At 50.2% G+C, this 23061-nt stretch carries 25 protein-coding genes; 14 read left to right on the plus strand and 11 right to left on the minus strand.

All coding sequences use genetic code 11. From position 1 onward, the window contains the following. Position 1 precedes the first annotated feature (1 nt). The 3 genes from ynfH to clcB all read left to right on the plus strand — a co-directional run bounded on the left by ynfH (position 2) and on the right by clcB (position 2964). On the plus strand, positions 2-856 hold the full coding sequence (ynfH, locus tag H9644_RS03105; protein ID WP_191773127.1) for a selenate reductase membrane anchor subunit YnfH: 855 nt from the start codon (positions 2-4) through the stop codon (positions 854-856). 42 nt (positions 857-898) lie between these two features. Then, positions 899-1513 (plus strand): Tat proofreading chaperone DmsD, encoded by a 615-nt coding sequence (gene dmsD / locus H9644_RS03110; protein ID WP_064529984.1) that lies wholly within the window; start codon positions 899-901, stop codon positions 1511-1513. A gap of 158 nt (positions 1514-1671) precedes the next feature. Further along, positions 1672-2964: a voltage-gated ClC-type chloride channel ClcB gene (clcB, locus tag H9644_RS03115; protein ID WP_191773129.1), complete on the plus strand. Its 1293-nt coding sequence runs from the start codon at positions 1672-1674 to the stop codon at positions 2962-2964. Here the strand turns inward: clcB and bioD are convergent. From bioD to H9644_RS03130, 3 genes are all read right to left on the minus strand, one after another. Next, a complete protein-coding gene (gene bioD, locus H9644_RS03120; RefSeq protein WP_064529985.1) occupies positions 2917-3612 on the minus strand; it encodes a dethiobiotin synthase in 696 nt (231 codons plus the stop codon). The genes clcB and bioD overlap by 48 nt on opposite strands. Positions 3613-3737: 125 nt before the next feature. Further along, entirely contained in the window at positions 3738-4958 is a 1221-nt protein-coding gene (mlc, locus tag H9644_RS03125) for a sugar metabolism global transcriptional regulator Mlc (RefSeq protein WP_064529986.1), read from the minus strand. 134 nt (positions 4959-5092) lie between these two features. Then, positions 5093-5986 (minus strand): LysR family transcriptional regulator, encoded by an 894-nt coding sequence (locus H9644_RS03130; RefSeq protein ID WP_191773133.1) that lies wholly within the window; start codon positions 5984-5986, stop codon positions 5093-5095. Between the two features lie 106 nt (positions 5987-6092). Between H9644_RS03130 and H9644_RS03135 the strand changes: the two genes are divergently transcribed. Beyond that, on the plus strand, positions 6093-7346 hold the full coding sequence (locus H9644_RS03135; RefSeq protein ID WP_064529988.1) for an MFS transporter: 1254 nt from the start codon (positions 6093-6095) through the stop codon (positions 7344-7346). Positions 7347-7395: 49 nt separating this feature from the next. Here the strand turns inward: H9644_RS03135 and H9644_RS21895 are convergent, their stop codons facing one another. Next, positions 7396-7500 (minus strand): KPN_01571 family protein, encoded by a 105-nt coding sequence (locus H9644_RS21895; protein WP_222928544.1) that lies wholly within the window; start codon positions 7498-7500, stop codon positions 7396-7398. 258 nt (positions 7501-7758) lie between these two features. Here H9644_RS21895 and asr point away from each other — a divergent pair, with 258 nt between their 5' ends. From asr to H9644_RS03150, 3 genes are all read left to right on the plus strand, one after another. Further along, positions 7759-8067 carry an acid resistance repetitive basic protein Asr gene (gene asr, locus H9644_RS03140; protein ID WP_064529989.1) on the plus strand — a complete coding sequence of 103 codons (309 nt, stop codon included), beginning with the start codon at positions 7759-7761 and terminating at the stop codon, positions 8065-8067. A gap of 92 nt (positions 8068-8159) precedes the next feature. Further along, positions 8160-8243 carry a small membrane protein YdgU gene (locus H9644_RS03145; RefSeq protein ID WP_000233091.1) on the plus strand — a complete coding sequence of 28 codons (84 nt, stop codon included), beginning with the start codon at positions 8160-8162 and terminating at the stop codon, positions 8241-8243. Positions 8244-8342: 99 nt separating this feature from the next. After that, positions 8343-9164, plus strand: coding sequence for a trypsin-like serine peptidase (locus H9644_RS03150; RefSeq protein WP_064529990.1), 822 nt, complete (start codon positions 8343-8345; stop codon positions 9162-9164). 38 nt (positions 9165-9202) lie between these two features. On the opposite strand, the gene mdtI is transcribed toward H9644_RS03150, so the two are convergent. The 3 genes from mdtI to H9644_RS22040 all read right to left on the minus strand — a co-directional run bounded on the left by mdtI (position 9203) and on the right by H9644_RS22040 (position 10161). Beyond that, positions 9203-9532, minus strand: a complete 330-nt coding sequence (mdtI, locus tag H9644_RS03155) for a multidrug/spermidine efflux SMR transporter subunit MdtI (protein WP_064529991.1) — start codon at positions 9530-9532, stop codon at positions 9203-9205. Further along, positions 9519-9884: a multidrug/spermidine efflux SMR transporter subunit MdtJ gene (mdtJ, locus tag H9644_RS03160; protein WP_064529992.1), complete on the minus strand. Its 366-nt coding sequence runs from the start codon at positions 9882-9884 to the stop codon at positions 9519-9521. Before mdtJ ends, mdtI begins: the two co-directional genes overlap by 14 nt. A gap of 106 nt (positions 9885-9990) precedes the next feature. Further along, positions 9991-10161, minus strand: a complete 171-nt coding sequence (locus H9644_RS22040; protein ID WP_105289288.1) for a protein YdgV — start codon at positions 10159-10161, stop codon at positions 9991-9993. Positions 10162-10295: 134 nt separating this feature from the next. Here H9644_RS22040 and tqsA point away from each other — a divergent pair, with 134 nt between their 5' ends. After that, positions 10296-11330 carry an AI-2 transporter TqsA gene (tqsA, locus tag H9644_RS03165; protein ID WP_064529993.1) on the plus strand — a complete coding sequence of 345 codons (1035 nt, stop codon included), beginning with the start codon at positions 10296-10298 and terminating at the stop codon, positions 11328-11330. A 110-nt stretch (positions 11331-11440) separates the two neighbouring features. Here the strand turns inward: tqsA and pntB are convergent, their stop codons facing one another. Both pntB and pntA read right to left on the minus strand, forming a co-directional pair. Further along, positions 11441-12829 carry a Re/Si-specific NAD(P)(+) transhydrogenase subunit beta gene (gene pntB / locus H9644_RS03170; RefSeq protein ID WP_064529994.1) on the minus strand — a complete coding sequence of 463 codons (1389 nt, stop codon included), beginning with the start codon at positions 12827-12829 and terminating at the stop codon, positions 11441-11443. 10 nt (positions 12830-12839) lie between these two features. After that, on the minus strand, positions 12840-14372 hold the full coding sequence (pntA, locus tag H9644_RS03175; protein ID WP_064529995.1) for a Re/Si-specific NAD(P)(+) transhydrogenase subunit alpha: 1533 nt from the start codon (positions 14370-14372) through the stop codon (positions 12840-12842). A gap of 521 nt (positions 14373-14893) precedes the next feature. Between pntA and ydgH the strand changes: the two genes are divergently transcribed. From ydgH to folM, 3 genes are all read left to right on the plus strand, one after another. Beyond that, positions 14894-15838 carry a DUF1471 family protein YdgH gene (ydgH, locus tag H9644_RS03180; RefSeq protein ID WP_064529996.1) on the plus strand — a complete coding sequence of 315 codons (945 nt, stop codon included), beginning with the start codon at positions 14894-14896 and terminating at the stop codon, positions 15836-15838. 184 nt (positions 15839-16022) lie between these two features. Further along, a complete protein-coding gene (locus tag H9644_RS03185; RefSeq protein ID WP_105289287.1) occupies positions 16023-17405 on the plus strand; it encodes an amino acid permease in 1383 nt (460 codons plus the stop codon). Between the two features lie 37 nt (positions 17406-17442). Beyond that, positions 17443-18165: a dihydromonapterin reductase gene (gene folM, locus H9644_RS03190; RefSeq protein WP_064529998.1), complete on the plus strand. Its 723-nt coding sequence runs from the start codon at positions 17443-17445 to the stop codon at positions 18163-18165. Here the strand turns inward: folM and H9644_RS03195 are convergent. After that, positions 18162-18497, minus strand: coding sequence for a GlpM family protein (locus H9644_RS03195; RefSeq protein ID WP_064529999.1), 336 nt, complete (start codon positions 18495-18497; stop codon positions 18162-18164). The genes folM and H9644_RS03195 overlap by 4 nt on opposite strands. Before the next feature lie 128 nt (positions 18498-18625). On the opposite strand from H9644_RS03195, the gene rstA reads away from it, so the two are divergent. The 3 genes from rstA (at position 18626) to tus (ending at position 21654) form a co-directional block, all read left to right on the plus strand. Next, positions 18626-19345 (plus strand): two-component system response regulator RstA, encoded by a 720-nt coding sequence (gene rstA / locus H9644_RS03200; RefSeq protein ID WP_064530000.1) that lies wholly within the window; start codon positions 18626-18628, stop codon positions 19343-19345. A gap of 3 nt (positions 19346-19348) precedes the next feature. Further along, on the plus strand, positions 19349-20650 hold the full coding sequence (rstB, locus tag H9644_RS03205; RefSeq protein WP_191773136.1) for a two-component system sensor histidine kinase RstB: 1302 nt from the start codon (positions 19349-19351) through the stop codon (positions 20648-20650). Between the two features lie 74 nt (positions 20651-20724). Continuing rightward, positions 20725-21654 carry a DNA replication terminus site-binding protein gene (gene tus, locus H9644_RS03210; protein WP_191773138.1) on the plus strand — a complete coding sequence of 310 codons (930 nt, stop codon included), beginning with the start codon at positions 20725-20727 and terminating at the stop codon, positions 21652-21654. Here tus and fumC read toward each other — a convergent pair. Beyond that, positions 21651-23054 carry a class II fumarate hydratase gene (gene fumC / locus H9644_RS03215; RefSeq protein WP_062882940.1) on the minus strand — a complete coding sequence of 468 codons (1404 nt, stop codon included), beginning with the start codon at positions 23052-23054 and terminating at the stop codon, positions 21651-21653. The genes tus and fumC overlap by 4 nt on opposite strands. Positions 23055-23061 lie beyond the last annotated feature (7 nt).

A 23061-nucleotide genomic window follows, 5' to 3' on the forward strand; every position in this document is an offset into this window, starting at 1 on the left:
AATGGGAAATGGATGGCATGAATGGCCGCTGGTTGTCTTTACCCTATTGGGCCAATGTGTGGTGGGCGCGCTGATTGTCAGTGGAATTGGCTGGTTGGTTACCAAAGGTGACGCAGACCGTCAGCGCATTGTTCGCGGCATGCTTTTCCTCTGGCTGTTGATGGGCATCGGTTTTATCGCCTCCATCATGCACCTGGGCTCACCGCTGCGGGCATTTAATTCGCTAAATCGAATCGGTGCTTCCGGCTTGAGCAACGAAATTGCTGCCGGTTCATTGTTCTTTGCCGTTGGCGGGTTATGGTGGCTGGCAGTGGTAACAAGGAAGATACCGCAAGCGTTAGGGAGACTCTGGTTACTCGTCAGCATGGTTCTCGGTGTCGTTTTCGTCTGGATGATGAGTTGCGTTTATCAAATCGATACCGTGCCAACCTGGCATAACGGTTATACTACGTTGGCCTTTTTCCTGACGGTTTTGTTGAGTGGCCCCATACTTGCGGCGGCTATTCTGCGAGCCGCCCGCGTGACGTTTAATACTACACCGTTTGCCATCATTAGCGTTCTCGCGCTGATCGCCTGTGTCGGGGGGATTGTGCTGCAAGGTTTGTCTCTGGCCTCTATTCACTCATCCGTACAACAAGCCAGCGCACTGGTGCCAGATTACGCCGCATTACAAGCCTGGCGTGTGGTATTGTTATGCGCTGGTCTGGGATGCTGGCTGTGTCCGCTAATCCGTCGCCATGAACCTCACGTTGCCGGGCTTGTGTTAGGGTTAACTCTCATACTGGGCGGTGAGATGATCGGGCGAGCGCTATTTTATGGCCTGCACATGACGGTCGGAATGGCTGTCGCAGGTTAACAACTTGGTGCGGGGTAACCCGCACGTTTCAGGGTGATAGGAATGACGCATTTTTCACAACAAGATAATTTTTCTGTCGCGGCGCGCGTGTTGGGTGCGCTGTTTTATTACGCCCCAGAAAGCGAGGAAGCCGCGCCTCTGGTTTCTGCAATGACCAGCGATGGCTGGGAAACTCAGTGGCCTCTGCCGCAAACTTCTTTAGTGCCGCTGGTAACGGCTTTTCAGCAACAGAGTGAAGAGTCACGTACGCAGGCCTGGCAGCGTTTATTCGTTGGCCCGTGGGCATTGCCGTCTCCACCGTGGGGATCGGTCTGGTTAGATCGTGAATCGGTACTGTTTGGCGATTCAACGTTGGCACTTCGTCAATGGATGCGCGAAAAAGGCATTCAGTTTGAGATGAAGCAAAACGAGCCTGAAGATCATTTTGGTTCGTTGCTACTGATGGCGGCCTGGCTGGCGGAGAATGGTCGTCAGACCGAGTGCGAAGAGTTGCTGGCGTGGCATCTTTTACCGTGGTCGACGCGCTTTCTCGAGGTGTTTATCGAAAAAGCAGACCACCCTTTTTACCGCACACTTGGTGAACTGGCTCGCTTAACGCTGGCTGAGTGGCAGTCACAATTGCTGATTCCCGTCGCAGTTAAGCCTCTGTTTCGTTGAGGTTAACTGGTATTACCGGATGGCGACAATAGTGCGCCATCCAATATCAAAGACGTTACAGTGTCACACCTTTTCTCCATTTAAAGCACGTACAGCTTTTGCGCCTGACGTCTTTTCCCGCAAAATAGAAGCCCGTATTTAAATTGCCATTTTTACTCATGCATCATCTACACCTTTACCCGGATCTGCGCACCATGTTCCGTCGTCTGCTTATCGCAACAGTAATCGGTATTCTCGCGGCGTTTGCCGTTGCCGGGTTCCGTCATGCCATGCTGTTGCTGGAGTGGTTGTTCCTGAGCAATGATTCCGGGAGTCTGGTCAATGCTGCGACAAACCTTTCTTTGTGGCGACGCTTGTTAACTCCTGCGCTCGGCGGTCTGGCGGCAGGTATATTGCTCATGGGCTGGCAGAGAGTTACGCAGCAACGCCCTCATGCGCCAACCGATTATATGGAAGCATTGCAGACCGAGGGACAGTTCGATTACGCAGCAAGCCTGGTAAAATCACTGGCCTCTCTGTTGGTGGTAGCCAGCGGTAGCGCAATTGGCCGTGAAGGCGCGATGATTCTACTGGCGGCTCTTGCCGCATCCTGGTTTGCCCAACGTTTTACGCCGCGTGAAGAGTGGAAATTATGGATTGCCTGCGGTGCTGCGGCAGGCATGGCTGCAGCCTATCGCGCACCGCTTGCCGGGAGTTTATTTATTGCCGAAGTGCTGTTTGGCACCATGATGCTGGCCTCTCTTGGCCCGGTGGTGATTTCAGCCGTGGTGGCATTGCTTGTCAGCAATCTTATTAATCACAGCGATGCATTACTCTACAGCGTTCAGCTCGAGGTGACGCTGCATGTGCGGGACTATGTGTTGATTATCAGTACCGGCGTGCTGGCGGGTCTTTGCGGACCATTACTGTTGAAAATGATGAGCGCCAGTCATCAGGGTTTTGTTCATCTAAAACTGGCGCCGCCCTGGCAGTTGGCGTTAGGGGGATTGATCGTCGGCCTGCTTTCTCTGCTCACGCCTGCCGTATGGGGCAATGGTTATAGTACGGTGCGATCCTTTTTAACCACCCCACCACTGTTTACGGTCATTGCTGCGATCTTCATCTGCAAACTTTTTGCCGTGCTGGCCAGTAGCGGTTCCGGCGCGCCTGGCGGCGTGTTTACGCCAACGCTATTTATCGGACTTGCAATTGGCATGCTGTATGGACGTAGCCTGGGGTTATGGCTTCCAGGCGGCGAAGAAATGACGCTTTTACTCGGGCTAACTGGGATGGCAACACTGCTGGCTGCGACCACGCATGCGCCAATTATGTCGACATTGATGATATGCGAAATGACCGGGGAGTATCAGCTACTCCCCGGTTTATTGATTGCCTGCGTGATTGCGTCGGTAATGTCGCGGACCTTACACCCTGACTCTATCTACCGACAGCACACTACGCAGCATGGCTAAACGGATGTATTGACCCAGTTCTCGCTGTTCAGCGCGCGGCAGATAAGGCAGTTCACCAATGAGTGGTGCCGGGAGTTTTTTACCCAGCACATCAATGATTTCTGCATAATGTGCTAACCCGGGGTTAATACGATTAGCCACCCAGCCAATGAGCGGCAGACCGTCGTTCGCAATCGCTTGTGCGGTCAGAAGCGCATGGTTAATACAGCCTTCCTGAATGCCCACCACCATCAACACCGGTAGCTGCTCCTGGACCACCCATTCAGAGAGCGGACGCAGATCATTCATCAGGCTACGCCATCCGCCAGTCCCCTCAACTACAACATGATCAACTTTGTCGGTCAGGTTAGCCAGACCATTTGAAATGAGCGTGTAATTGATTGGACAACTGTGTGCCACGCTACTTTCTTCTTCGCTTAACGCAATGGGATTGACTGCTTCATAAGGCAGTTCAATTGATGAAACACTCTGCAACACCAGGGCATCTTTATTACGCAGCCCGTCAGGTGTCTCTTTGCTCCCCTTCGCTACGGGTTTGTATCCCGCAACCGTTTTTCCCTGGGAGGCTAACGCTTGTAGCAATGCGCGGGAAACCACCGTTTTCCCTACAGAAGTGTCTGTACCTGTTATAAAGAAACGCTTCAGCATCACTAACTCCACCGTTATGCTTCACTAATATAAGCCAGGAAAATAATTCAACGTGGAAAGTCTAAGTTATGCTTTCTGCACTCAATTTGAGATAGCGCAAATTTTGGTAGAACAGTTAAAAAATGTTAACCCTGCAACAGACGAATCAGCAAAGATCCATTATACATCGCGTCTTTTACCAGCGCGGCTCCCGCCATTGTCCCCTGATTGGTGAACTGAGTGCTCTCAACGCTAATATGCTGACTGTATGCTGGAAGCGCCTGCTGACGGATGCTGTCAGAAATCACAGGAAACAGAATCTTTGCCGCTTTGCTTAACGGCGAGCCAATCAGTATTTTTTGTGGGTTAAATAAATTCACCATGATGGCCAGAATGCGCCCAACATGCGCGCCTACGCCAGTGATAATGTCCTTTGCCAGCAAGTCTCCCTGCAACGCCGCATGGCATAAGGAATCCACGCTCAAAGGCTGCCCGTGCAACATCGAACTCATTGATTGATTAAGGCGTAATTGCGCCAGTTCGAGGATGCTGTCCACACTGGCGATGGTTTCCAGGCAACCGTGGTTACCGCAATAACAACGTTTACCATAGGGATCCACCTGGGTATGGCCAATTTCTACCAGGCTGCTGCTTCCGGCATGTAACAGGTGACCGTCGGTAATCACGCCTGCGCCAACATTGTGATCAATTACCACCTGAATCACATCGCGCGCCCCGCGAGAGGCACCAAATAATGCCTCAGCCATCGTCCATGCACTGATATCATGCTGAATATAAACTGGTACACCTGTGTGCTGCTCCAGCGCTTCGCCGAGCGGCATCTCTTTCACATCCTCGTAAAACGGCATCCGATGCACAATGCCATTTTCCGTATCAATAATTCCCGGCAATGTAATGGCGATGGATGTCAGGCGTTCGAGTTTTTTTTGATGACGGATAAAAAACTGATCAATATGCGCAATGATACGTTCCAGCAAAGGCAATTCATCCTGAAGCGCCAGCTCCAGCGTCTCTTCCACCACCAGCTTGCTGCTTAAATCACGCAAAGCAATGAAAATCAAACCACGACTGATGCGCAGAGAAAGATAATGCCAGGCTTCTGTTTCCACCACCAACCCCACCGCAGGGCGGCCACGGTTTCCCGCTTCTTTAATTTCTAACTCTTGCACCAGGTGCGCTTCTAGCATTTCGCGGACAATTTTGGTGATACTGGCTGGAGCCAGTTGCGCCATGCGAGAAAGGTCGATACGCGAAATGGGACCAAGCTGATCAATCAGGCGATATACAACACCTGCGTTGGTCTGCTTTATTTGATCAATATGTCCAGGCTGGTTTTCAGCAACCACCTTATACTCCCTATATTTTCGCGCTCCGAAATAATCTGTAGGCTATGGTGAAACACTTCAATGCGTGCCGTCAAATTTTTACTTAGCCATGTGATTAACAGCACACTTTTCGGGTTTTTTGGCTGGATTTTACCTCACTTGAGAGCATTCAGCAGCTGAATACGAAAGTTTCGCGCAGCCGGACTTTGTTCATGATGCTTTGGCCAGACCAACCACATTTCAGAAACCGCATCTTCTTCAGCAATAGGTATCCAACGCATTTCATTAAGTTGAACACGCTTAAATGAGGCAGGTAAAATCGAAACCCCCAAACCGGCAGACACAAGGCCTATGATGGTCATTGCCTCACCCACTTCCTGGGTAATAACCGGTGTAAGATTGTAGCGTCGCATCAGGCCAAGAATGTCATCATAAAGCCCCGTCCCAACGTGAGGATCAAAGAAAACAAACGGCTCTTTTGCCAGTTCCGCCAGCGTAACTACAGATTTACTGGCCAATGAATGATCGTGCGGAATCATCGCCATAAGCGGTTCATGCACAATTACCGCGTGGTTCAACGTCTCCGGCAGCAAAGTATTGCGTAACAGTCCCATATCGAGTGTCCCTTCGATAAGGGGCGTAATTTGCTCGCGGGTATTCATCTCGCGTGTCTGCAAATGGACATCAGGAAATTCACGGCGAAATAACGATAAGGTATCTGACACGGCGCGAATGAATGGCGCCGATGAGGTAAAACCAATGCGTAACTCTCCCGACTCCCCCTGATGCAGACGTTCAGCTCGCGCTGCGGCATCGTCTACCAGAGAAATAATTTGGCGACTATCGGCAAGAAATTGTTTGCCTGCAGCGGTGAGCGAGACGCTACGATTGGTCCTGGCCAGCAGGCGCGCGCCAATTTGTTGCTCCAACGCCTGAATCTGTTGGCTTAGTGGCGGTTGGGAAATATTCAGCCGAGCTGCAGCACGACCAAAATGCAATTCTTCCGCAACAGCGATGAAGTAACGGATGTGACGCAATTCAATATTCATATTTTAAACATATTATTTGAGACTATTAATATATTAGACATAACAATTCGATTTTCCTACTCTATTCCTGAGCTAACACAACGCGCATATTTAGTAAGGATTTCAAGTGAGTCGTACCACAACTGTTGATGGCGCTCCGGCAAGCGACACTGACAAGCAAAACGTTTCCCAGCCAAACCTATTCATCAAACGCGGTACGCCGCAATTCATGCGCGTGACCCTGGCGCTTTTTTCTGCCGGACTGGCAACCTTCGCACTTCTCTATTGTGTGCAACCTATCCTTCCGGTTCTTTCGCAGGAGTTTGGCTTAACACCCGCAAACAGTAGCATTTCACTGTCAATTTCAACGGCAATGCTGGCTATCGGTTTGCTGTTTACTGGCCCGCTTTCCGATGCCATTGGTCGCAAGCCAGTGATGGTGACGGCGCTATTGTTGGCCTCCATCTGTACGTTATTTTCGACGATGATGACCAGCTGGCACGGCATTTTGGTGATGCGCGCCTTGATTGGCCTTTCATTAAGCGGCGTGGCTGCGGTGGGCATGACCTACCTTAGTGAAGAGATCCACCCGAGTTTTGTCGCCTTTTCGATGGGGTTGTATATCAGCGGTAACTCGATTGGCGGCATGAGCGGACGCTTAATTAGCGGTGTCTTTACCGATTTCTTCAGCTGGCGAATTGCACTGGCAGCGATTGGCTGTTTCGCACTGGCCTCGGCGTTAATGTTCTGGAAAATTCTTCCGGAATCTCGCCATTTCCGCCCTTCTTCACTGCGCCCTAAAACGTTATTTATCAACTTCCGTCTGCACTGGCGCGACCAGGGTTTGCCTTTGTTATTCGCAGAAGGTTTTTTGCTGATGGGCTCATTCGTAACGCTGTTTAATTATATCGGCTATCGCTTGATGCTCTCCCCCTGGCATGTTAGCCAGGCAGTGGTTGGGTTATTATCGCTGGTCTATTTGACAGGCACCTGGAGTTCACCAAAAGCCGGAACTATGACCACCCGCTTTGGACGCGGCCCTGTAATGTTGTCTTCGACAGGTGTCATGCTTGTTGGCCTGTTAATGACATTATTCAGTTCGATATGGTTGATTTTTGCCGGAATGTTGCTCTTCTCCGCCGGATTCTTTGCCGCTCACTCGGTCGCCAGCAGTTGGATTGGCCCCCGCGCTAAACGCGCCAAAGGCCAGGCTTCCTCGCTGTATCTGTTCAGTTACTACCTGGGATCAAGTATTGCCGGAACATTAGGTGGGGTCTTTTGGCATAACTACGGTTGGAACGGCGTCGGTACCTTTATTGCGTCAATGCTGGTGGTCGCGATTATAGTGGGTACACGTTTGCACCATAGATTGCACGCCTGAAAAAATAAGCCCGGGTGGAGTAAAATACCCACCCGGGCTTATTGTCTGCTCAACTCAACGTTAATAACCATCCTAAAATAGACGAAGCGCCAGCCAATTCCCGCAGCGCATCTAACGTCATCAGGATAATAAACACCCAAATTATCGGATTCATTTACTGTGTGTCATTTATTGATGATGCAAAGTAATTCTACCGTTTTGGGAACAGCGAAATAGTAAACTCGATCAAGACTACTGATATTAGTAGGGGATTCACCTTAAATCACATCACGTTATTATTTACCAATTTACTTTGTACATATCGTTACATGCCGAAACCAACCACTCACGGAAGCTTCTCATTACCCGAGATATAGTCATTACATCGGCCCCGCAGTGGGGTTGCATAAAAAACCAAATTGAGGGTATGACAATGAAAAAAGTATTAGCTCTGGTTGTTGCCGCTGCAATGAGTCTCTCTTCTGCCGTCTTTGCCGCAGAGACTGCGACCACACCGGCCCCAGCAACGACTGCCACCAAAGCTGCACCTGCAAAAACCACTCATCATAAAAAACAGCATAAAGCAGCACCTGCCCAAAAAGCGCAGGCGGCTAAAAAGCATCATAAAAAAGCGACAACTGAACAGAAAGCACCGGAACAAAAAGCACAAGCAGCGAAAAAACACGCCAAGAAACACAGCAATCAGCAACCTGCAAAACCAGCAGCACAACCAGCAGCTTGAGTTTTCAACAGCAATAATGGCGCGCCCCCTCGCGCCTGAAAATTGCGGTGCTAAACGGATAACGTTTAGCGCCGCCTTTAGCGGAGGGTACTATGGTGGGCCGTTATCGCTTTGAGTTCATTCTTATCATCCTTATATTATGCGCACTTATTGCCACTCGCTTTTATCTTTTCTGATCGTAGTTATCTGATTTCACTCCCACTTTAATCCCGTCCCGGCTATAGTATTTATGAGGGTTTGCTTTTAATAATCATAATTACCCACCAGAGTGTGATATGCGTACAACCATTGCTGTAGTACTGGGTGCAATTAGTTTGACATCTGCATTTGTATTTGCGGATAAACCTGACAGTCCTGAATCGGCTAATGATGAAGTCAGCACCCTTTTTTTTGGTCATGACGATCGAGTGCCGGTAATTAACACGACCCAATCTCCGTGGGATGCAGTTGGGCAACTGGAGACTGCCAGTGGAAATCTCTGCACGGCTACCCTGATTGCGCCTAATCTCGCATTAACGGCGGGTCACTGTTTATTAACGCCGCCAAAAGGCAAACCAGACAAAGCAATTGCGCTGCGTTTTGTGTCGAATAAAGGGCTATGGCGCTATGAGATCCACAACATTGAAGGCCGTGTTGATCCGACATTAGGAAAACGGTTAAAGGCTAATGGAGATGGCTGGATTGTCCCGCCTGCTGCCGCGCCGTGGGATTTTGGTTTGATTGTGTTGCGTAATCCGCCTTCCGGCATTACCCCCTTACCACTTTTCGAGGGCGACAAAGCAGCACTCACCACCGCATTAAAGGCGGCGGGTCGTAAAGTGACCCAGGCAGGATATCCCGAGGATCACCTGGATACGTTGTACAGTCATAAAAATTGCGAAGTGACTGGCTGGGCGCAAACGTCAGTGATGTCGCATCAGTGCGATACCCTACCGGGAGACAGCGGTTCGCCGCTAATGCTGCATACTGATGACGGCTGGCAGTTGATTGGCGTGCAAAGTTCGGCGCCTGCGGCGAAAGACCGCTGGCGGGCCGATAACCGGGCTATCTCTGTTACCGGCTTTCGCGACAAACTGGAAGAGTTATCCCGGCAATAGCGTTTACATGCTGCCCGAAAATACGGGCAGCATAAGCGTCAGGCAAGTTTCACCATGATCATTCCAGCTAACAACAGGACCAGCCCAACCCAGCCTTTGCGGTTTAAGCGCTGACCAAACAGGACCCAACCGGCTGCTAATGTGGCGACAATACCAAATCCCCCCCACAATGCATACGCCACTGACAAGTCTATCCCTTTAACTGCCTGGGATAGTGCACTAAAAGCAGCAAGTACCGCCGCCAGCGACAGCAAGCCAAAGATTTTACGGCGAAAGCCATCAGAAAATTTCAAAAAGACGTTTGCAATAATTTCCAGCACTATTGCCAGTGCCAACCAGGCGGCGTGAATCCATTCAAACTGAACCATGATTCTGCTCCAGCGTAGATTTACGCACTTTACGCGTACCCGATTTGATCAATACAATCCCGGCAACCAGGGCCGTTAACCCAGCAATTTTCATCGGCGATAAACTTTCATCAAATAACAAAACGCTAAACAGCGTAATAAATAAAATACCGATGCCTTCCCACAGCGCATAGGCTACGCCTAACGCGATTTTTTTAACGGCGAAAGAGAGAAATATATATGACAGAGAAATCATCACCAGCATTAAAATAAATCCGCCGTTTCCATCACTGACGCTAGCCCATTTCATAGATAACGTGCCGGTAATTTCTGTGGCAATAGCCAGACCTAACAAAACCCAATAAAAATACATCGCCCTTCTCCTGCAAGAGAATTATTTTAATGTTCGCTTAATTCAGCGAAATCTAAGTAAAGTGGTCGAGCCCAGCGCATAGCGTAAGCTTCGGCAGAAGAAAGGACTAAAGCGCGTTGCGCCAGTGCTGCTCACCTGCGAGCAAGATAGTGGATGAGGTACGAAGATGAGTAGATGTAGAAAATAACGTCCTGAACAAATTGTCCATAATATTACAATTATCCGCAGTGTTGCTTCTCGTCATCGCGGATGATAATTGTCCTCGGTAGTTGAACACGTCTGATTTGTACCATAGCTTAAGAATTTACTCAAAACATTTTCATTTCTTTACCTGAGTGGTTCGATTTTCGTTATAATGCCGCCGCTTAAAATAAAATATTATTAGTGAAGGAAGAACAAACGGGGATAAGAATGGCAAAGCCGATCATCACACTCAATGGCCTAAAAATCGTCATTATGTTGGGAATGCTGGTCATTATTCTCTGTGGCATTCGGTTTGCCGCCGATATCATCGTCCCCTTTATCCTCGCTCTATTTATCGCAGTAATTCTTAATCCTCTGGTACAACGCATGGTTCGCTGGCGAGTGCCACGCGTACTGGCTGTGTCGATTTTAATGATCATCATCGTAATGGCGATGATACTGCTGCTTGCCTATCTCGGCTCAACACTCAATGAACTCACTCGTACCTTGCCGCTCTATCGCAGCTCCATCATAAAACCGCTGCAAGCTCTGGAACCGTTATTACAACGCGTGGGTATTGATGTCTCGGTTGATCAACTGGCGCATTACATTGACCCCAACGCAGCAATGACGTTACTCACCAACCTGCTGACGCAGTTAACTAATGCCATGTCGTCGATATTTTTGTTGCTGCTGACGGTGCTGTTTATGCTGCTCGAAGTGCCACAACTGCCCTGCAAACTGCAACAAATGATGGCTCGCCCAGCCGAGGGAATGGCGGCTATTCAACGTGCCATTGATAGTGTATCGCATTACCTGGTGCTGAAGACGGCCATTAGCATCATCACCGGACTGGTCGCCTGGGCGATGCTCGCCGCAATGGACGTTCGCTTTGCTTTTGTCTGGGGATTGTTGGCCTTTGCGCTTAATTACATCCCCAATATTGGTTCGGTTCTGGCGGCTATCCCCCCTATCGCCCAGGTTCTGGTCTTTAATGGCTTCTACGAAGCGTTGTTGGTGCTGGCGGGATATCTGCTGATTAATTTGGTCTTCGGCAATATTCTGGAGCCACGCATTATGGGACGCGGGTTAGGACTTTCCACACTGGTGGTCTTTTTGTCATTAATCTTTTGGGGATGGTTGTTAGGACCGGTAGGTATGCTGCTTTCTGTGCCGTTGACGATTATTGTCAAAATTGCGCTTGAGCAAACGGCGGGAGGCCAAAGCATCGCCGTTCTGTTAAGCGATCTCAATAAAGAGTAACGGCCATTTGGCCAATGCGGCCTACAAGTTAGTGCATATTCAATACATTGCAGCTTACATGTAGGCCTCATTTCTGCGCGGGCAAGCGGCCTCCGTAGAGGCCGTTGAGGTTACAGAGCTTTGAGGATTGCATCCACGCTGGCTTTGGCGTCACCAAACAGCATGTGAGTGTTCTCCTTGAAGAACAGCGGATTTTGCACGCCAGCATAGCCAGTGTTCATCGAGCGTTTAAAGACAATCACGTTCTGCGCTTTCCACACTTCCAAAACAGGCATGCCAGCAATCGGGCTCTTCGGATCGTCCTGTGCCGCCGGGTTAACCGTATCGTTGGCACCAATCACCAGTACGGTATCGGTATCCGCGAAGTCATCGTTGATTTCGTCCATCTCCAGCACGATGTCATACGGTACTTTCGCTTCCGCCAGCAACACGTTCATATGCCCGGGCAAACGGCCTGCAACCGGGTGAATACCGAAACGCACGTTGATACCGCGCGCACGCAGTTTCTCGGTGATTTCTGCGACCGGATATTGTGCCTGCGCTACCGCCATGCCGTATCCTGGGGTGATTATCACCGAATGGGAGTTTTTCAGCAGTTCCGCCGTCTCTTCCGCCGTGATTTCACGATGCTCGCCGACTTCCTGATCATCGCCGGTAGAGGAACCATCGGTGCCGAAACCACCCGCAATAACGCTGATAAAGGAACGGTTCATCGCCTTACACATGATGTAAGAAAGAATGGCGCCCGAAGAACCGACCAGCGCACCGGTCACAATCAGCAGGTCGTTACTAAGCATAAAGCCCGCTGCCGCTGCCGCCCAACCGGAGTAGGAGTTCAGCATCGACACTACCACTGGCATATCTGCACCACCGATAGAAGCCACCAAATGCCAACCGAATACCAGCGCAATAGCGGTCATTATCAGTAATGCCAGCACCTGCAAGCCAACACTATCGGTACGAACAAACACCATCAACAGCAGGAAGGAAACGACCAATGCAGCCAGGTTCATTTTATGGCGGTTTGGCAGCATCAACGGTTTAGACGAAATCTTTCCGCACAGCTTACCGAACGCCACGACCGACCCAGTGAAAGTCACCGCACCGATGAAGATGCCAAGGAACACTTCCGTCAGGTGAATATTGGCCAGAATCGGCGCCATTTCCGCGTCATGGTGCAGATAACTGTTAAAACCAACCAACACCGCCGCCAGACCAACGAAACTATGCAGGATCGCCACCAGTTCCGGCATTTCGGTCATTTCGACTTTCTTCGCCAGACGGATACCAATCGCGCCACCGATGACCATCGCAACCAGGATCCAGCCAACGTTACCAGTATCTGGTCCAAAGATAGTCGCGATTAACGCAATCGCCATCCCGGCGATACCAAGGTTGTTACCCCGACGAGACGTTTCATGTTTAGAAAGCCCGGCCAGGCTGAAGATAAACAGGATCGCGGCAACAATGTATGCAGCTGTAACTAATCCTCCAGACATATGCTACCCCTTAGTTTTTACGAAACATTTTCAGCATGCGCTGAGTCACGGTAAAGCCACCGAAAATATTAATGCTGGCGATAAGCACCGCGATAAAACTAAGGAAGCTAACCCAGCCGCCCTGGCCAATCTGCAATAGAGCTCCGACAACAATAATCCCTGAAATCGCGTTAGTAACCGACATCAGCGGCGTATGCAACGCGTGAGAGACATTCCACACCACGTAATAACCTACGACGCATGCCAGCGCGAAAACGGTAAAGTGCCCGAGGAATTCTTTCGGTGCTACGCTTGCAAACCAGCCGAAAAGAATGATTGCCAGCGCCATCAGCGCGTATTTCCGCCACGGTGAGCAGGCACATTTTTCTTCGGTTTTCACTTCAGGTGCCGCTTTCTGCGCTGCCTGCGGCTGGGCTGAAACCTGAATCGGCGGCGCCGGCCAGGTAATTTCGCCAGCACGGATCACGGTCACGCCGCGAATTACCACATCATCAAAATCAACCGTGATGTTGCCGTCTTTCTCTTTGCACAACAGTTTCAGTAGATTGACAAGATTGGTGCCGTAAAGCTGTGAGGATTGCGTCGGCAGACGACCCGGAAGATCGGTGTAGCCAATCACTTTGACGCCATTCTCCGTGGTGAAGATTTCACCCGGCACGGTGTATTCACAGTTACCCCCGTTTTGGGCTGCCAGGTCGACAATCACACTACCCGATTTCATCGAATCAACCATTTCACGGGTAATCAGTTTCGGTGCTGGTTTGCCTGGAATAAGCGCGGTAGTCACAATGATATCGACCTCTTTTGCCTGGGCGGCAAAGAGTTCCATTTCTGCTTTGATGAACGCTTCCGACATCACTTTGGCGTAACCATCGCCGCTACCTGCTTCCTCTTTAAAATCCAGCTCGAGGAATTCCGCGCCCATACTTTGAACTTGTTCTTTCACTTCCGGGCGGGTATCGAATGCACGCACAATTGCGCCAAGGCTGTTTGCTGCGCCAATGGCCGCCAGGCCCGCAACGCCCGCACCAATCACCATCACTTTTGCCGGAGGGACTTTACCTGCTGCGGTGATTTGCCCGGTAAAGAAACGCCCAAACTCATGAGCCGCTTCAACAATGGCGCGATAGCCGGCGATATTCGCCATCGAACTTAACGCATCCAGCGATTGTGCACGTGAGATACGTGGTACAGAGTCCATCGCCATCACGGTCACGTTACGCTCCGCGAGTTTTTGCATTAACTCCGGATTCTGCGCGGGCCAGATGAAGCTCACCAGCGTGGTCCCCGGATTCAGTAACGCAATTTCATCATCTAACGGCGCATTGACCTTCAGAATGATCTCTGACTGCCAGACGTTATTCCCTTCTACAATTTCGGCGCCCGCTTGCACAAACGCTTTATCGTCAAAACTTGCCAGTTGACCTGCGCCGCTCTCTACCGCGACGGTAAAACCTAGTTTCAGCAACTGCTCCACTGTTTTCGGTGTTGCTGCAACACGGGTTTCATTGGTTAACCGTTCTCTTGGTATGCCAATTCGCATGATATTCCCTTCCATCGGTTTTATTGATGATGGTTTGCCTGTGTTTTTGATACACAAGCCGCTCATGTACGAGCTAAATGTTACTCCGTTAAAATAAATTAGTAACAAACGTCTATAACGTACTGAAAATAATGCCTGTGATCTAGCGTCAAAAATCAGTAATTCGGCGTGAACTCGCAAAATATAAACGATTCAGTGATGACTGAGGGATAAACACCTTAGAACACAGGATAAAGACCGATAATTGTCTCCGGTGGCCTGGTAAAACATGATATCCCCCCGGCAAAATCTATTGCTTTACATTAAATTAACTTATGCAATTCAGTCATTTCAGCAGTTTTTATGTTACTGCGACTATTTTTTAAGCACTGATGATCATCCGATCAGGTTTAAAATCAAATCAAGGAAGCGGATATGAAAAATGACGCAGACAGTTACACCGTTTAAATGCAATAATCAGCCACGTTTCTCGTTAATAACAATACCAGTACCTGGTTTGCGCAAGGCGAAGGATTATTTTTATGAAGCTTAAGAACACCCTCCTGGCGTCGGCACTGCTTTCTGCTACGGCATTTTCCGTTAACGCAGCAACAGAACTGACACCGGAGCAAGCGGCAGCGGTTAAACCTTTTGACCGTGTAGTGGTTACCGGTCGTTTTAATGCCATTGGCGAAGCGGTTAAAGCTGTTTCCCGTCGCGCTGATAAAGAAGGTGCCGCCTCTTTTTATGTTGTCGACACTTCAGATTTCGGTAATAGCGGTAACTGGCGTGTAGTTGCAGACCTCTATAAAGCCGATGCTGAAAAAGCTGAAGCTGATAAGAATCGCGTTTTTAATGGCGTGATTGAACTGCCTAAAGAGCAGGCTGTTCTTATTGAGCCGTACGACACCGTGACCGTGCAGGGTTTCTTCCGTAGCCAGCCGGAAGTGAATGATGCCATCACCAAAGCAGCAAAAGCGAAAGGTGCCTACTCTTACTACATCGTTCGCCAGATAGATGCCAACCAGGGCGGCAACCAGCGTATTACTGCATTCATCTACAAACAAGATGCTAAAAAACGCATCGTCCAGAGCCCGGATGTGATCCCGGCGGATTCTGATGCTGGTCGCGCGGCGCTGGCCGCGGGTGGCGAAGCCGCGAAGAAAGTTGAAATCCCGGGCGTTGCCACTACTGCATCACCAAGTGCTGAAGTCGGTCGTTTCTTTGAAACGCAGTCCTCAAAAGGCGGACGTTACACTGTCACGCTTCCTGACGGCACCAAAGTAGAAGAACTGAACAAAGCGACCGCAGCAATGATGGTCCCGTTCGATAGTATTAAGTTCTCGGGTAACTACGGCAACATGACCGAAGTCTCCTACCAGGTTGCTAAACGTGCCGCGAAGAAAGGCGCTAAGTATTACCACATCACTCGCCAGTGGCAGGAACGTGGTAATAACCTGACCATCAGCGCAGACCTGTATAAATAACTATTCACTATCACTGATAAGGCGGCTTTATGCCGCCTTTTGCATTTTTAGCACAAATTTCCCAGTGACCATTGCATGTAGACACATCTCTTCGTAAAATCCCGCGCTTCAGTGGCAAACACCATTTTTATGCGTTCTGCCCTAATATTTATTCTTTTAAACATGTTTTAAACACTGGATATCGATGGAAAAGAAACTGGGACTGAGCGCACTCACCGCGCTGGTATTAAGCTCAATGCTGGGCGCGGGTGTTTTCAGTCTGCCGCAAAATATGGCGGCGGTTGCCAGCCCGGCAGCACTGCTCATCGGCTGGGGTATTACTGGCGCTGGCATCTTATTGCTGGCCTTTGCCATGCTGATCCTGACACGCATACGTCCCGACCTTGACGGCGGTATTTTTACCTATGCACGGGAAGGATTTGGCGAGTTAATCGGCTTCTGCTCCGCATGGGGGTACTGGCTATGCGCGGTTATCGCCAACGTCTCTTATCTGGTTATCGTCTTTTCCGCATTAAGTTTCTTCACTGATACGCCGGAACTACGCCTGTTTGGCGATGGTAACACCTGGCAATCGATCGTCGGTGCATCGGCATTATTGTGGATTGTTCACTTTTTGATCCTGCGCGGCGTACAAACCGCCGCCAGCATTAACCTGGTGGCGACATTGGCAAAATTATTGCCGCTTGGTTTGTTTATTGTGCTGGCGATGATGATGTTCAAACTGGACACCTTCAAGCTCGACTTTACAGGCCTTGCGCTTGGCATACCGGTATGGGAACAAGTGAAAAACACCATGCTGATCACACTGTGGGTATTCATTGGTGTGGAAGGTGCGGTGGTTGTTTCTTCACGCGCCCGGAATAAACATGATGTTGGCAAAGCAACGCTTCTGGCGGTGCTTTCCGCACTGGGCGTTTATTTATTGGTCACGCTGCTTTCGCTGGGTGTGGTTGCGCGTCCTGAACTTGCTGAGATTCGTAACCCGTCTATGGCCGGTCTAATGGTGAAAATGATGGGGCCGTGGGGCGAGATTATCATCGCTGCCGGATTGATCGTTTCCGTTTGTGGCGCGTATTTAAGCTGGACCATTATGGCGGCAGAAGTCCCCTTCCTGGCTGCTACCCATAAGGCATTCCCGCGCATTTTTGCGCGCCAGAATGCACAAGCAGCGCCGTCTGCCTCGCTGTGGCTGACTAACATCTGCGTGCAAATTTGTCTGGTTCTGATCTGGCTGACCGGTTCCGATTACAACACGTTGCTGACCATCGCCTCAGAAATGATTCTGGTACCCTATTTCCTGGTTGGCGCGTTCTTGTTGAAAATCGCTACTCGTCCGCTGCATAAAGCGGTAGGTGTCGGTGCCTGCATTTATGGCTTATGGTTATTATACGCTTCAGGCCCAATGCACCTGTTGTTGTCCGTCGTTCTGTATGCGCCAGGGCTACTGGTCTTCCTGTACGCGCGTAAAACGCATACACATGATAATGTATTGAATCGTCAGGAAATGGTGCTGATTGGCATGCTGTTAATTGCCTCGGTTCCGGCAACCTGGATGTTGGTGGGATAACTGTCGTCCCATCGTTTGCTTGCAAAGGAGATTAACGATGGGGAAAACCCAACTCTTGCCAATATTAATTACTGGCGGAGGTCGTCGCATCGGCCTCGCCCTCGCCTGGCATTTTATTAATCAAAAGCAACCGGTGATTGTCAGCTATCGGACGCACTATCCTGCCATTGATGGGCTGATTCAGGCGGGTGCGCAGTGTATTCAGGCTGATTTTTCAACAAACGACGGTGTGATGGCATTTGCCGATGAAGTGCTAAAGAGCACCCACGGCCTGCGTGCCATTTTGCATAACGCCAGCGCGTGGATGGCGGAAAAACCGGGTACACCGCTGACTGATGTTCTGGCCTGCATGATGCAGATCCATGTTAATACCCCTTACCTGCTCAACCATGCGTTGGAAAGATTACTGCGCGGTCACGGACACGCTGCCAGCGATATCATTCACTTCACCGATTATGTGGTGGAGCGCGGAAGCGACAAACATATTGCCTATGCTGCAAGCAAAGCGGCACTGGATAATATGACCCGTTCGTTTGCCCGCAAGCTGGCACCGGAAGTGAAAGTGAATTCTATTGCGCCGTCGCTGATCCTGTTTAACGAGCATGACGACGCCGAATATCGCCAACAGGCGCTGAATAAATCACTGATGAAAACCGCGCCTGGTGAGAAAGAAGTTATCGATCTGGTCGATTACTTACTCACCAGTTGCTTTGTAACCGGACGCAGTTTCCCGCTTGATGGCGGCCGCCATTTGCGTTAATGCAGCTTCATCCAGCAAATAATTAGCACCCATGCGCTTAGGCCCCAGCACGCAACAGAACCCACAAAAGCAGCGGGCAAGCGCATGATTCCGGTGAAATACCACAACGACGCCAGATAAACAAAATAGGGAATAATCGACCACATACTGAAAACGATTGTGGTACGTAAGGCTTCAATGCCGCGTTCACTGACAACAATATAATGCGCGATGAGCGCGAAGGTCGGGAAAAGCGGGATCAGCCCGGCGATATAGTAATTTTTCGTTTTAGCTAATACACCAATCAACACCACCACCAGCGCCCCAAGCGCGGCTTTGATTACCAGCCCCATCTTTTTACCTTAACACTTTCATAACAAGTCATCAGTAGAATACCCGATGCAACCTTGTTTAGAAACGATTGATAGTAAGTAAAATCAGCGCGGTGTATTGTGACGTTTTTATATCTGACGTGAATGATATGAACACTATCGTATTTGTGGAAGATGACACAGAAGTCGGTTCATTGATTGCAGCGTACCTGGCAAAGCATGATATGCAGGTTATCGTGGAGCCGCGCGGCGACCATGCCGAAGAGACAATTCTGCGGGAAAATCCGGATCTGGTGCTGCTCGATATCATGCTGCCAGGTAAAGACGGAATGTCCATCTGCCGCGATTTACGCGCAAAGTGGTCCGGGCCGATTGTTCTGCTGACCTCCCTCGATAGCGATATGAACCACATTCTGGCGCTGGAAATGGGCGCCTGCGATTATATTCTCAAAACAACGCCCCCCGCTGTTCTGTTGGCGCGTTTACGTTTACATTTGCGTCAGAATGAACAAGCGACGCTGACCAAAGGTATTCAGGAAACGTCTCTGACTCCTTACAAACCATTGCATTTCGGTACGTTAACTATCGACCCCATCAACCGCGTAGTGGCGCTTGCTAACCATGAGATTTCACTCTCGACGGCTGATTTTGAATTGTTATGGGAATTAGCCACCCATGCCGGACAAATTATGGACCGCGATGCGCTGCTGAAGAATTTACGCGGCGTCAGTTATGACGGGCAGGATCGTAGCGTGGATGTGGCTATTTCGCGGTTACGAAAAAAACTGCTCGATAACGCTGCCGAACCCTACCGCATTAAAACCGTGCGTAACAAAGGCTATCTTTTTGCGCCTCATGCGTGGGAATAAGCGATGAAAAAACTGTTTATCCAGTTTTATCTTTTGCTGTTTGTCTGCTTTCTGGTGATGTCTCTACTGGTTGGTCTGGTGTACAAATTTACCGCCGAACGTGCAGGTAAACAGTCGCTGGATGATTTGATGAACAGTTCGCTGTATCTGATGCGTAGCGAATTACGCGAGATCCCTCCGCACGACTGGGGGAAAACGCTGAAGGAGATGGATTTAAATCTCTCTTTCGATCTGCGCGTCGAACCGCTGAGTAAATATCATCTCGATAATAACGCCATGCACCGATTGCGTGGCGGAGAGATTGTTGCTCTGGATGATCAGTACACCTTTTTACAGCGTATCCCGCGCAGCCACTACGTTCTCGCCGTGGGTCCCGTTCCTTATCTTTATTTTCTCCATCAAATGCGTTTGCTGGATATCGTGCTGATCGCCTTTATTGCCATTTCCCTCGCCTTTCCGGTGTTTATCTGGATGCGTCCGCACTGGAAAGACATGTTAAAACTGGAAGCGGCGGCGCAACGATTCGGCGATGGCCATCTCAATGAACGTATTCACTTTGATGATGGTTCGAGCTTTGAACGACTTGGCGTGGCGTTTAACCAGATGGCGGATAATATCAACACGTTGATCGCCAGTAAAAAGCAGCTTATCGATGGCATTGCCCATGAACTGCGAACGCCATTAGTGCGCCTGCGATATCGGCTGGAGATGAGCGACAACCTGAACGCCACAGAGTCCCAGGCCTTGAATCGCGATATCAGTCAACTGGAAGCCTTAATTGAAGAACTGCTGACTTATGCCCGACTCGATCGCCCACAGAATGAACTGCATCTTAGCGAACCAAACCTGCCGTTGTGGTTGTCAACACATCTGCAAGATATTCAGGCAGTGACCCCCGACAAAACGGTACGGATAAAAACGCTCATGCCAGGTAATTACGCGGCGCTGGATATGCGCTTAATGGAGCGCGTGCTGGATAACTTGCTCAACAACGCCCTGCGCTACTGCCATTCAACCGTTGAAACCAGCCTGCTACTGGCAGGAAACAGAGCGATATTGATTGTTGAAGATGATGGTCCGGGGATTGCGGCAGAAAATCGCGAACATATCTTTGAACCCTTTGTTCGCCTCGATCCTAGCCGCGACCGGGCAACTGGCGGCTGTGGGCTGGGGCTGGCGATTGTCCACTCTATTGCTCTGGCAATGGGCGGCACGGTCAATTGTGACACCAGCGAACTGGGGGGCGCCCGCTTCTCGTTCAGCTGGCCACTATGGCACAACATCCCGCAATTTACTTCTGCCTGACGCCATACGCACAGTGGTCAAGTAGCCGTCACTGTGCTATAAAGCAAGGATGTTGTAACTAAAGTGGTAATTTTATGACCCGTTACGATCTTGTTGACCGACTCAATACGACCTTTCGCCAGATGGAACAAGAACTGGCAGCGTTTGCCGCTGAACTTGAACAACACAAGTTGCTGGTTGCCCGCGTGTTCTCGTTACCGGAGGTCAAAAAGGAGGATGAGCATAATCCGCTTAATCGCATTGAGGTTAAGCAACATCTCGGGAAAGAAGCGCAGGCGCTGGCACTACGTCATTTCCGCCATTTGTTTATTCAGCAACAGTCTGAAAATCGCAGCAGCAAGGCTGCAGTTCGTCTGCCCGGCGTGTTGTGCTATCAGGTCGATAACCTTTCACAAGCGGCGCTGGCAAGTCATATACAGCGCATCAACCAACTTAAAACCACTTTCGAGCATATCGTCACGGTTGAGTCAGAACTGCCTACGGCAGCGCGTTTTGAATGGGTGCATCGTCATTTGCCGGGGCTGATTACTCTTAACGCTTATCGCACGCTCACCGTTCTGCACGACCCCGCCACTTTACGTTTTGGCTGGGCGAATAAACATATCATTAAAAATTTGCATCGTGATGAGGTGCTGGCGCAGTTGGAAAAGAGCCTGAAATCGCCACGTAGCGTTGCACCGTGGACGCGCGAGGAGTGGCAGGGAAAACTGGAGCGCGAGTATCAGGATATTGCCGCTCTGCCACAGGACGCGAAGTTAAAAATCAAACGTCCGGTGAAGGTTCAGCCAATTGCCCGCGTCTGGTACAAGGGGGATCAAAAACAAGTTCAGCACGCCTGCCCGACACCGCTTATCGCACTGATTAATCGGGATAATGGCGCGGGCATGCCGGACGTTGGTGAGCTGTTAAATTACGATGCAGACAATGTGCAACATCGTTTTAAACCTCAGGCGCAGCCGCTTCGTTTAGTCATTCCCCGGCTGCACCTGTATGTTGCAGATTAACGCCCTGCTTTCATACTGCCGACCATCTGCTCTGGTCGCACCCAGCTATCAAACTCGGCTTCGCTAAGATAGCCCAGCGCAAGGGCGGCAGCTTTTAAAGTCAGCCCTTCTTTATGCGCTTTTTTGGCAATCTCGGCGGCTTTGTCATAGCCAATATGGGTGTTTAGCGCGGTCACCAGCATCAGAGATTCATTGAGTAATTGGTTGATACGTTCACGATTCGGTTCAATTCCCACTGCGCAGTGTTTGTTAAAACTTTCCATGCCATCGGCCAGCAAGCGCACTGATTGCAGGAAATTGTGAATCACCATCGGACGGAAGACGTTCAATTCGAAGTTACCAGAAGCACCGCCGATGTTGATTGCCACGTCATTCCCCATTACCTGGCAGCAAAGCATGGTTAACGCTTCACACTGCGTTGGGTTCACTTTTCCTGGCATGATTGAACTGCCCGGCTCGTTTTCCGGGATTGAGATTTCGCCAATGCCGCAACGTGGACCGGAAGCCAGCCAACGGACGTCATTGGCAATTTTCATCAGTGACGCCGCCAATCCTTTTAACGCCCCGTGCGCCTGAACCAGCGCATCACAGGTCGCCAGTGCTTCAAATTTGTTCGGTGCAGTAACAAACGGCGCACAGGTAATGACCGAAAGCTCGTCCGCCACGCGACGGGCATATTCCGGATGGGTGTTCAGCCCCGTCCCTACTGCTGTCCCCCCCAGCGCCAGTTCCGCCACGTGCGGCAGGCTGTATTCAATATGTTTGAGATTATGCTCAAGCATTGCTACCCAGCCAGAAATCTCCTGCCCCAGGGTCAGCGGCGTGGCATCCTGCAAATGGGTACGGCCAATTTTGACAATATCGGCAAACGCGCGGGATTTCTCATTCAGCGTTTGTGTCAGTGTTTTAAGTTGTGGAATGAGTTGCTTGCGTAGCGCCAGCAGCGCCGCAACGTGCATTGCCGTTGGAAAGACATCATTGGAACTTTGGCTTTTATTCACGTCATCGTTAGGGTGAACTTTACGCTCCATCCCGCGCACACCACCGAGCAGTTCACTCGCCCGATTGGCCAGCACTTCGTTCATGTTCATGTTGCTTTGTGTGCCAGAACCGGTCTGCCAGATTGCCAGCGGGAATTCATCGTCATGCTGTCCCGCCAGCACTTCATCCGCCGCCTGACGAATGGCACTCGCTTTCTCTTCGGACAACAAGCCTAAATCTTCGTTAACTTTTGCCGCTGCACGCTTGGTCAGCGCCAGCGCATGAATCAGTGAGGTTGGCATTTTCTCCGTGGAAATGCGGAAATGCTCCAGCGAGCGTTGAGTTTGTGCGCCCCACAGCTTATCTGCCGGGACATCGATCGCACCCATCGAATCTTTTTCGCTGCGTACTGTATTCATGGCCTGC

The sequence above is a fragment of the Escherichia whittamii genome, assembly GCF_014836715.1.
In the GTDB taxonomy this organism is placed as follows: Bacteria; Pseudomonadota; Gammaproteobacteria; order Enterobacterales; family Enterobacteriaceae; genus Escherichia; species Escherichia whittamii.

What these genes read in the sequence shown, in the direction of transcription:
- ynfH (WP_191773127.1), top strand. Translation starts at nt 2, where the DNA reads ATGGGAAATGGATGGCATGAATGGCCGCTGGTTGTCTTTACCCTATTG.
- dmsD (WP_064529984.1), top strand. Translation starts at nt 899, where the DNA reads ATGACGCATTTTTCACAACAAGATAATTTTTCTGTCGCGGCGCGCGTG.
- clcB (WP_191773129.1), top strand. Translation starts at nt 1,672, where the DNA reads ATGCATCATCTACACCTTTACCCGGATCTGCGCACCATGTTCCGTCGT.
- bioD (WP_064529985.1), bottom strand. Translation starts at nt 3,612, where the DNA reads ATGCTGAAGCGTTTCTTTATAACAGGTACAGACACTTCTGTAGGGAAA.
- H9644_RS03130 (WP_191773133.1), bottom strand. Translation starts at nt 5,986, where the DNA reads ATGAATATTGAATTGCGTCACATCCGTTACTTCATCGCTGTTGCGGAA.
- H9644_RS21895 (WP_222928544.1), bottom strand. Translation starts at nt 7,500, where the DNA reads ATGAATCCGATAATTTGGGTGTTTATTATCCTGATGACGTTAGATGCG.
- asr (WP_064529989.1), top strand. Translation starts at nt 7,759, where the DNA reads ATGAAAAAAGTATTAGCTCTGGTTGTTGCCGCTGCAATGAGTCTCTCT.
- H9644_RS03145 (WP_000233091.1), top strand. Translation starts at nt 8,160, where the DNA reads ATGGTGGGCCGTTATCGCTTTGAGTTCATTCTTATCATCCTTATATTA.
- H9644_RS03150 (WP_064529990.1), top strand. Translation starts at nt 8,343, where the DNA reads ATGCGTACAACCATTGCTGTAGTACTGGGTGCAATTAGTTTGACATCT.
- mdtI (WP_064529991.1), bottom strand. Translation starts at nt 9,532, where the DNA reads ATGGTTCAGTTTGAATGGATTCACGCCGCCTGGTTGGCACTGGCAATA.
- mdtJ (WP_064529992.1), bottom strand. Translation starts at nt 9,884, where the DNA reads ATGTATTTTTATTGGGTTTTGTTAGGTCTGGCTATTGCCACAGAAATT.
- tqsA (WP_064529993.1), top strand. Translation starts at nt 10,296, where the DNA reads ATGGCAAAGCCGATCATCACACTCAATGGCCTAAAAATCGTCATTATG.
- pntB (WP_064529994.1), bottom strand. Translation starts at nt 12,829, where the DNA reads ATGTCTGGAGGATTAGTTACAGCTGCATACATTGTTGCCGCGATCCTG.
- pntA (WP_064529995.1), bottom strand. Translation starts at nt 14,372, where the DNA reads ATGCGAATTGGCATACCAAGAGAACGGTTAACCAATGAAACCCGTGTT.
- ydgH (WP_064529996.1), top strand. Translation starts at nt 14,894, where the DNA reads ATGAAGCTTAAGAACACCCTCCTGGCGTCGGCACTGCTTTCTGCTACG.
- H9644_RS03185 (WP_105289287.1), top strand. Translation starts at nt 16,023, where the DNA reads ATGGAAAAGAAACTGGGACTGAGCGCACTCACCGCGCTGGTATTAAGC.
- folM (WP_064529998.1), top strand. Translation starts at nt 17,443, where the DNA reads ATGGGGAAAACCCAACTCTTGCCAATATTAATTACTGGCGGAGGTCGT.
- H9644_RS03195 (WP_064529999.1), bottom strand. Translation starts at nt 18,497, where the DNA reads ATGGGGCTGGTAATCAAAGCCGCGCTTGGGGCGCTGGTGGTGGTGTTG.
- rstA (WP_064530000.1), top strand. Translation starts at nt 18,626, where the DNA reads ATGAACACTATCGTATTTGTGGAAGATGACACAGAAGTCGGTTCATTG.
- rstB (WP_191773136.1), top strand. Translation starts at nt 19,349, where the DNA reads ATGAAAAAACTGTTTATCCAGTTTTATCTTTTGCTGTTTGTCTGCTTT.
- tus (WP_191773138.1), top strand. Translation starts at nt 20,725, where the DNA reads ATGACCCGTTACGATCTTGTTGACCGACTCAATACGACCTTTCGCCAG.
- fumC (WP_062882940.1), bottom strand. Translation starts at nt 23,054, where the DNA reads ATGAATACAGTACGCAGCGAAAAAGATTCGATGGGTGCGATCGATGTC.